Consider the following 622-nt stretch of genomic DNA (forward strand, 5'->3'; position numbering starts at 1 on the left):
CCGCCGACCCGTTCGTCATGGTTTCATGAGCAATAATGGCCTGTTCATGCTGGTCCATACCGGCCATACGAGGTGCAGTCCCCTGGATCCCGACAGGAGCCGCAGCAGACTGCATCTGGTGAGCAGGAGCCTGTGCATTGTTGACCCGCTCATGGATATTCACGGTTTCAGTGGCCCAGGCCGAAGAAATTAAACCAAAGCCCAGCAAGGATGCTAATACGATATTTTTCATGATAAATCTCCATTTCTGAATTAGTGATGTCCGGGGAAGTACAACCGACGTTTTCAGTTCCATAACTGAAACAGGTTCGGCAGTGTTTATTTCTCCGGGAGAGGACTGGATATTCATTTCCTGGCGTACTCTGACGCCGGGTATTGATGAAGCAATCCAGCCTTCCTGATAAGTTGCACTAATTATATCGAATGGCTTCTGTTTGCTGCATGACAGGCTAATGACATCTTTGTCATTTAAATCTTTATTCTCAGTATTGGGTTTCCGGAATCATTTTCTCCAGTCTGGGCACGGATAAGATAAAACGCGTTGAGTGTACGTCCGATTCCACCTGCACTCTTCCGTGATGTGCTTCCACGATTGACTTCACAATCGCAAGGCCGATGCCGC

The 622-nt window shown here is 48.2% G+C and carries 1 pseudogene; it reads right to left on the minus strand.

What is annotated here, in order from left to right:
• Positions 1–232, minus strand: a pseudogene (gene silE / locus APU11_RS05665) (silver-binding protein SilE); the annotation flags it as partial.
• Positions 233–622: the final 390 nt, after the last annotated feature.

The organism is Enterobacter sp. 50793107 (genome assembly GCF_001463365.1).
Classification (GTDB): domain Bacteria; phylum Pseudomonadota; class Gammaproteobacteria; order Enterobacterales; family Enterobacteriaceae; genus Enterobacter; species Enterobacter cloacae.